Below are 7,487 nucleotides of genomic sequence, written 5' to 3'. Positions count from 1 at the left end.
CCCCACCACCCCCCTCGACCTCCTCGGCGAATAACACCCACCGCCCGCGCCACAGGACGCCAGACCCGTCGAACCACCCCGTCCTCGGGCCTGGCGGGTAGGTATCGAAAAGGCGAGGTCCGGACGCGACTGACGTCGCCGGCCCCGGACCTCGCCTTTTGCGTGCGGGTCGGCCGCTTCGCGAATATTCCACCGACAGCGCTCCAACGTCACGGTATCGTCACATCCCGATCGGCCCGCACCGTCACCATCGTTCGGCCAAAGGGGTCCACATGGTCGACCTTGCCCGGCTCAGTTTCGGCGCGGCCGCAGCGGAACGTGACGTCCGACGCGGCCTCGACGCCTATTTCATCGAGTCCTCCGCCTACACTCAGATGAGTTCGGGTATCAAGACGATCCTCGTCGCCAACCGCGGCGCCGGGAAGAGCGCCATCTTCAAGACGATCGCCCACCGCCAGCGCGATGCGGGTGGCCTGGTGATCGAGCTTGCGCCGGAGGACTACTCCTACGAGTTCCTGAGCTCCGCGATGACCCGCGAACTGGACGGCGCGTGGGCGAAACTGGGCGCCTACGCGACCGCCTGGAAATACCTTCTCCTTGTTCTGATCATGAAAGAGGTGACCCGGCGGCACGGCCGGCTGCGGCGCGGCGCGGAAAGCCAGATCTACACCTACCTGCGGGACAACCACGCCGGCATGTCCGAAAGCCCGTTCGACAGTTTCGTCTCCTACCTGCGTCGCATCGAGTCGGTCAAGGTCGGCCGCTTCGAGGCCGGCATCCGCACCAGGGAACTGCAGCACCTTTACAAGCTGCATGAGATAGACCATCTGGTGGCCCCGCTCATCCGCCTGTGCGAACGCAGCCGGGTCACCGTTCTGGTGGACGAACTGGACCGGGGCTGGGACTCCTCCGAGGACGCCCAGGCCTTCGTCGCGGGCCTGTTCCAGGCCTGTATGACGATCAACGACCTTTGACACCCGCGACGACGACGCCTGCTGGAAGGCGGCCTTCACCCGGCCAGCCTGGTCGTTCCGCCATATGGTCGACCGTTCCCTGGGCCGGCCACGGGAGATCATCCAGTTCTGCAGCCACGCGCTTGACCATGCCCGCGCGCACAGCGCACGGCCGTCGGTGCGGATCACACCGCGGGACATCCTGGCGGTGGAACCGACCTACTCGGCCGAACGCACCCGGGACATCGCCGCCGAGTACCGGTTCGGCTCGCCCGGTCTGCTCGGGGTCTTCCAGACCTTCCGCGCCGGCCCCGAGGTGTGGTCACGGGCGGAGCTGGAACTGTTCCTGCTGGACATGGCGACCGGCTCGGTGGGGCTGACTCCCGAGGCCCGGCAGTGGATCGACAGTCGGGAGCCGGAGACGATCCTCGAACTGCTGTGGAACGTCGGCTTCCTCACCGCCGCCGACCCGGCGCCCACCGATCCACCCTCCGGCCCAGGCCGGCCAGGCGGCGCCGCGTCGACCGGCGCTGGTCCGGCGGGCGAGTTCGGATCGTGGGTGGATGACATCGGTTTCGCCCGGCAGGTCCGCCGTCCCAGGCCCGCACCGCACAGCGTGCACCACTTCGCGATCCATCCGATGTTCCACCGATTCGTGATGGCCCGCTGATCCCGCAGATTTCACATGGTGCGCTCAACACCATGGTTTTCCGCGGCGCCGGAGGTCTACCGTGGGCCCATGCCATCGGCGGGTCTGGCCTGGCAGACACTTTCCGACCCAGGAGCACTCGCGTTGGTCGACGCCGAATCCGGCCGCGCCGCAGCTCTGGGGCGCCCGCACCCAGCGGACCTGCCGATGGTGCAGATCGTCGACCTGGAACGACTGGCCGGTGCCTGGCTTGCCCCGGCCAGCCGCACGCAGTCCGAACAGCATCTGTACGAGCAGGCCCACGCTGATCCCGAACACACTCTGCGGGGGCTGTGCTGGCTGATGGCGATGTGGGCCGTGGCCGTGCATCTACGCACCGGCTGCCAGCCCACCGCGGTCGTCGAGAGCCTTCGGGTTTCCGGCATCTGGCGCGGTGTCGAAGCCCCGGAATGCGAGCGGGTGTGGGAGGAACTCGCCGAGCGCATCAGGCTCGGCGTGCTGGCCGAACTCACCGGCGATCCCGGGGCCACCGCACGCTTCGGGGAATGCGTTCGGCGCCCGTCCGGCATAGCCGTGATCCTGCTGGATCACACCCTGCGGATGGTTTCCGACCTGCACGCGTTGATGCTCAACCATGACATCGATCCGCGTGAGATGGCTGGCACCCTGGCCCTTTACACCGTCGATCCGCAGGATCCGGCCACCGCCTGCTTCCGTCCATTGACCTGAACCGGTCGATCCGAGTCCCTCAGAGCACCGTGCGGGTCTTCACCGTGCTGGGATCACCCAGGGCCTGTTCGGTGAGGAACCGCCCGCTGTCGGCCCGGCCGCGTAGCTGCCAGTCCAGGAACGCCACGGTGGCCCGTTGAACCAGCAGTTCGGCTCGTACCGGGTCGATCATCGGCGGCCCGCAGGTCGCGGCCGCGGTCAGCGTGATCCGCGCGCTCACCTGCGCGGGCATGCCCCGGTCACGGACCAGAGCGGCCTGGCGGCAGACATCGGTGAACGAGTTGTGGGTGTCGTCGGCGACGGTGACCAGCACCCGCGGCCGCGACGAGGTCAGTTGGCCGAACGCGCGCTCGGCATTCAGGCTCAGCGGAATCGAGGTGTCCCGGGTGCCCCCGAGCAGCAGCGTCGGCACCCGGTTCTCGGCCAGCCACGCGGCGGGTAGCGGCGACGTCGCCGCGGAGAGCCCCACCGACGCCCGCACCCGGGGATCAGCGGGGGCGTCCAGCAGGCCGATGCTGGAGACGATCGACGTCAGGCCGCCGAAGGAGAAGCCGACGGTCGCGATCTGGTCGGACCGGACCAGATCGCGCACCTGGCAGGACGGATCGGTCAGCGCGTCCAGCACCGCGGACAGGTCACGGGAGCGCTCGACCGCCATCGGGGTCTGCGGTTCGGTCTGGCCGGCCGCCGCGTCCAGCAGGGTGTCGCCCGTGTGGTCGGGGGCGGCGACCACATAGCCGTGGCTGGCCAGCCCCTCCAGCAGGGTCGCGGCCTGCACCCGGCTGCCGGCGCTGCCGTGGGAGAACACCACCAGCGGGAACGGTCCGCTCGCCGGGGCGGCATCGGTCACGGCCAGCGTCGAGACCAGTCCGACCGGGCCGAGGACCGGATAGAACGCCGCCCGCCCCGGCACGTCCGGCGCCGCCTCGAACGCCGCCACCGGACAGGCCCCGCCCAGCGGCGACCAGCCCCCACCGGCACCGGCACCGGCACCGGTGTCCGTACCCGCGGCCGCGAAAGCCGCGGCCGCCACCGCCGCGCGAGAGCCCGTCGTCCCGAGATCCAGGGGCCGCACGGTACCCGCGCCGGCGGGCAGTTCGACCGTGCGCGGCAGGGTCGAACCGGCTGTCGCGTCGGGCCGCGCCGGGTACCACAGCGAGGTGGTCAGGACCCGACCGAGGCGATGCGGATCGGCCAGTCGCACCGTTCGGTAGCCCACCGGCCATGGGCCCGCGGCCCCCGGATCGGGCTGGGTGGGCGGCACCACGCCCGAGGCGGCCGGTCGCACCTTGGCGGCCGTCGACACGACGGGTGCCCCGCGGCCCGGTGGCTGCGCGGGCCCGAGCAGCGTCGCCAGACCCAGCATGAGGGCACCCACGACGGCCAGTCGCCACGAATGGGACATCCCCGCCACATCCGGGCGCGGTTCAGCGATGCGCGCCAGTCTCCGAGCCACAGCGAGGACGTTACGCAGCGCAGTGAAAGCCCGCCGGACGGACCATCAGATCGTGCTACCTCGTACAGAAACGACCGCTTCGCCAATAGCGCTCTGTGAGGTGCCTGCGCTGGTCAGCGCGCTGTCAGCGAGTTCCTGACGGGCGTGCCCGGACCGGGAACCCACGTGGGCCCGATCAGGCCACCAACCGGCGGCCGCAGCCCGGGACCATCTCGTCGAGCAGATCCTCGATCTCCTCGACGCACCCGCCGCAGCCCGTGCCGGCCTCGCAGTGTTCGCCGATCTCGTCGACGTCGCGGGCACCACGGATGATCACTTCACGCAGCGTCCGATCGGACACCGCGAAACAGGAACAGACGAGCACCGCACCTCACCAGGCCGAGCCGACCGTGCGCCGCGAGTGCGCCGATCGGCAGTGGGACGACCCTGCCGGGGATGCCTCGCCGGCCGACTACAGGCGCGATGGCTTAGCTAAGGCTTCCCTAAAGACAGGGTGCCACGTCGGGACTCCGCGCGCAAGATGACGGGATTCCCCCACGCCTGGCGCCTTGGGCCCCCTCCGGCATACCAGACCGACCAGGCACAACGGGACGTCCGACCCCGCCGGATGGTGCCCCGCCACGCGGCGCCCCGGCCAGACCAGCGATCGAAGATCCAGAACGGGCGCGGCGGACGGACGCGACGGACGGACGCGACGGGCCAGGCCGGCGACAGGCCGGACCCGTCGGTCCGGCTAGGCCGTCGGCGGGACCAGCGCGACCGCGGCGTCCGGTTCGGCGACGCGGAACGTGAAGCTCTCCTCGAGGTACAGATCGACGGTCTCAAGGGTGTGCGCGGCGTAGCCGATCGAGAGGTCCTGGCCCGACTCGAGCACGAAGTCGCCGCCACGCAGGCTCAGCACGACCGCCCCGGTGATCCCCGGCGCCTGCACCACCGGGCCGTCGAGGATGTGCTGCAGGTGGGTGAGCAGCAGGTAGCCACCATGCTCGGCGGTCTCGATCACCGCGGTGTAGAGGTCCGGCTCGAGTGCCAGGGCGTAGGGCCCGCTGATGCCGGCGCGACGCAGCAGGGCGACGGCCTTCGCGACGCTCGGCGGGTAGGTGTCGGTGCCGGGCGCCAGGGGCAGCGCCGGGTGCGACGACGCCTCGGTGATGCCGATCAGGCCCGCCTGCGGGTAACCGTGGAACACCACCGCGTTCTCGGTGTTGGCGATGCGGCGCACCGCCTCCTGCAGGGGGGCCAGCTCGATGTCATCGGCGCCACGGTCGGCGTCGGCGAGCTGCGCCCGGTCGAGGGTGAACCCGACCCGCAGCTCGATGACCGGCTGCACCTTGCGCACCCGCGCCGACACCCCTGCCGACGGCGGTGACGACAACGCCTCGACCCGGCCGAGCGGGGTCGCGGAGTACTCCCATCCGTGCGGTCCGGCGAAGTCGACGACCTTGCGGGCGGCCAGGTTGGTCGTCAGTCTGGCCTTGGCCTCCTCGTCGACCGCCTTCCAGGCAGCGTCCGTCAGCGGGGCGTGGCCGCGCAGCAGATGATTCATGCTCCTACAACACCTTTCAGACTTCCGATGCCAAGGGAACCGTCACCGGGCGCCGCCGCCCGCTCGGGTGCGGAAGGGACGTCCGGCAGCAGAGCACCGCTGCCATCGGTGACGTTCTCCTCCACCTCCGTGACCGGTCCGGTGGTGAACAGGTAGGTCCGCAGCTGGGTGTCCAGCACGGGATCATGGCGCCGCAGCCACTCGAGGGTCATCGCGGCGTGTTCTTTTTCCTCGTCCCGGTTGTGCGCCAGTACCTGCGCCAGTTCCGGGTCCGTCGAGGCGTCGTAGCGCTGGTCGTACCAGTCGACGGCCTCCAGCTCCTCCATCAGCGAGACGATCGCCCGGTGGCGGTCGATCGTCTGCGGCGAGAGCCGATCAGGCTGCTCGTGCAGCCCCATGCTTGAGTCGCCCATGGCGACTGCCTACCACGGTCAGCGGCAGTCACACCGGATCCGCGGCGCTGCTACCCGTTCGACCGGACTCAGGAGGTCGGCGCCGCCGCGATCTGGACCCGACGGTTCGCCGCCCGACCGGCCCGGGTGCCGTTGTCACCGACCGGTTCCAGCGCGCCGAAGCCCGCTGCCTTCAGTCGCTCGCGCGGCACACCCCGCCCGGCCAGGTAGTCGGCGACCGCCTCGGCCCGCTGCACCGACAGCGCCTGGTTGACGGTGGACGGCCCCGTGGCATCGGTGTGCCCGGCGACGAGGACCGTCAGATCACCCCCACGCAGCACGTCGGCGACCCGATCCAGCCGGACCCGCACCGCCGGGCTGAGCGTGGCACCGGACACCGGGAAGGTCACGCCCCCCTCCCCCAGCGCCGCCCGCACCGCACCGAGCACCTCCGTCGCGCCATCACCTGCCGCGCCACCGGACCCCACACCACCGGAGGACACCGCACCACCGCCCGCCGGGGAACCGGTGGACGGCTTCGCGGCGGCCGCCGGGATGGCCAGGTGGTTCTGCACTGTCACGCCGGGGACGCTGGCCCGTGCCGCGTCGAGGGAGGTCGCCTCGAGGCGACGCCCGGCCGCGGGGTCAGCCACCCGTCCGGTCAGCTCCACCGTGGACCCCAGCAGCGTCACCGCGTGATCGCCGGAGACGCCCTGCACCGCCGCTGCCAGCGCCGGCACCGCCCCCAGGGACGGCTCGCCGACCCTGGGATCCAGGGTGATCCGCCCCCGCACCTCCGCCTTGCCGGCCTTACCGGCCTTACCGGCGGCATCGGCGACAGCGGCCAGCAGCGCGTCCCGGCTCTCCCGGTCCGCCACCGTCGCGGTGACCGTGAGGACCCCACCCGTCACGGCCAGCACCAGCGGCCGAGCCGGTTCGGTGGCGATCACCACGTCGGCCCCGAGTCGAGCCGAGGTCGTGCCGGACACGGCGGCCGACGCCCGCGCCTGCTCGGCCGCGGCCGCGTTCGGGAAACGCCCGGTCACCACCGCCTCCCGCCCCTCGATGCGCACCTGCGCGTGCACCCCACCGACCGCCCTGACCGCCGCACTCGCCCGAGCAGAAAGATCATCCTGGATGGGCCCACGACGCAACGCGAACGCGATCAGGGCCAGCAGCAGCCATGCCAACAACAACGAGACGGCGAAGGCGATCGGCCGAGGACGGTTCATACGCGCGGCCAGAGACTGGGTCATCGAACGGACTCCGTGCGAGATCGGACCGCGTGGCATCACACCACGCGAGGTCAGGCCATGCGGGGCCAAGCAGTGCGGGATCGGGCCAGGCGAGCCGAGTTCGGATCAAGCCAGGCGGGATCAGGCACAACCATCGCACATCGCCCACGGCAGGGACACAGCGGGGCGAACAACCCGCCCGCCCGGGTTACCACCATCCACCCACGCGTCCACCCTTGATCCCTCCCCCACCCACCAGCCCACCCACTCACCCCGCCCCCGAACCCTCACCTCACCCACGCATCCACCATCACGGCGCAACCCACCACCACGTCCGGCAGCCACGGACACGCAGGGACGGACACGCAGGGGCAGCCCAACCCACACCACGCCCACCCGCAGGCGATTCACCCAAGGCCACCATCCAAGGACGCGGCCCGCGGGCTTCGGATGCTCATCACCGCGCAGCGAGGCCCTGGCTCTGTTCGCTGACGGCCTTCTCGTGGCCTCTCGTGCCTCCGACCGTC

At 71.0% G+C, this 7,487-nt stretch carries 8 protein-coding genes; 3 read left to right on the top strand and 5 right to left on the bottom strand.

What is annotated here, in order from left to right:
- Positions 1 to 272: 272 nt before the first annotated feature.
- From MXD61_RS18345 to MXD61_RS18335, 3 genes are all read left to right on the top strand, one after another.
- Complete coding sequence (locus MXD61_RS18345) at positions 273 to 974, top strand: P-loop ATPase, Sll1717 family (protein ID WP_248814695.1); 702 nt, start codon at positions 273 to 275, stop codon at positions 972 to 974.
- A 64-nt stretch (positions 975 to 1,038) separates the two neighbouring features.
- Positions 1,039 to 1,623 (top strand): hypothetical protein, encoded by a 585-nt coding sequence (locus tag MXD61_RS18340; protein WP_248814694.1) that lies wholly within the window; start codon positions 1,039 to 1,041, stop codon positions 1,621 to 1,623.
- 69 nt (positions 1,624 to 1,692) lie between these two features.
- Positions 1,693 to 2,331, top strand: a complete 639-nt coding sequence (locus MXD61_RS18335; RefSeq protein ID WP_163550444.1) for a hypothetical protein — start codon at positions 1,693 to 1,695, stop codon at positions 2,329 to 2,331.
- Between the two features lie 19 nt (positions 2,332 to 2,350).
- Here the strand turns inward: MXD61_RS18335 and MXD61_RS18330 are convergent, their stop codons facing one another.
- From MXD61_RS18330 to MXD61_RS18310, 5 genes are all read right to left on the bottom strand, one after another.
- Positions 2,351 to 3,736, bottom strand: a complete 1,386-nt coding sequence (locus MXD61_RS18330; protein ID WP_248814693.1) for a dienelactone hydrolase family protein — start codon at positions 3,734 to 3,736, stop codon at positions 2,351 to 2,353.
- 226 nt (positions 3,737 to 3,962) lie between these two features.
- Positions 3,963 to 4,151 (bottom strand): (2Fe-2S)-binding protein, encoded by a 189-nt coding sequence (locus tag MXD61_RS18325; protein ID WP_308222782.1) that lies wholly within the window; start codon positions 4,149 to 4,151, stop codon positions 3,963 to 3,965.
- 369 nt (positions 4,152 to 4,520) lie between these two features.
- Positions 4,521 to 5,333 carry a family 1 encapsulin nanocompartment shell protein gene (locus MXD61_RS18320; protein WP_248814691.1) on the bottom strand — a complete coding sequence of 271 codons (813 nt, stop codon included), beginning with the start codon at positions 5,331 to 5,333 and terminating at the stop codon, positions 4,521 to 4,523.
- Positions 5,330 to 5,746, bottom strand: a complete 417-nt coding sequence (locus MXD61_RS18315) for a ferritin-like domain-containing protein (RefSeq protein WP_248814690.1) — start codon at positions 5,744 to 5,746, stop codon at positions 5,330 to 5,332. The genes MXD61_RS18320 and MXD61_RS18315 overlap by 4 nt, the downstream gene beginning before the upstream one ends.
- A 68-nt stretch (positions 5,747 to 5,814) precedes the next feature.
- The gene (locus MXD61_RS18310) at positions 5,815 to 6,981 is read right to left on the bottom strand and encodes an OmpA family protein (protein WP_248814689.1); all 1,167 of its coding nucleotides are present in this window, start codon (positions 6,979 to 6,981) and stop codon (positions 5,815 to 5,817) included.
- Positions 6,982 to 7,487 lie beyond the last annotated feature (506 nt).

The sequence above is a fragment of the Frankia sp. AgPm24 genome (assembly GCF_023243055.1).
Taxonomy (GTDB): domain Bacteria; phylum Actinomycetota; class Actinomycetes; order Frankiales; family Frankiaceae; genus Frankia; species Frankia umida.
This window is presented reverse-complemented; position numbering and strand designations above follow the sequence as displayed.